We start from the raw sequence: 248 nt of genomic DNA on the forward strand, positions 1-248 counted from the left end.
TACGGTCGCAAGATTAAAACTCAAAGGAATTGACGGGGACCCGCACAAGCGGTGGATGATGTGGATTAATTCGATGCAACGCGAAAAACCTTACCTACCCTTGACATGTCAGGAAGGCCGGAGAGATTTGGCTGTGCCCGAAAGGGAACCTGAACACAGGTGCTGCATGGCTGTCGTCAGCTCGTGTCGTGAGATGTTGGGTTAAGTCCCGCAACGAGCGCAACCCTTGTCATTAGTTGCTACGCAAG

1 rRNA gene is annotated in these 248 nt (G+C 52.0%); it reads left to right on the forward strand.

From position 1 onward, the window contains the following. A 16S ribosomal RNA gene (locus tag C2862_RS25155) occupies nt 1-248 on the forward strand; the annotation flags it as partial.

Origin of the sequence: Massilia sp. Mn16-1_5 (genome assembly GCF_004798585.1) — a bacterium.
In the GTDB taxonomy this organism is placed as follows: domain Bacteria; phylum Pseudomonadota; class Gammaproteobacteria; order Burkholderiales; family Burkholderiaceae_D; genus Telluria.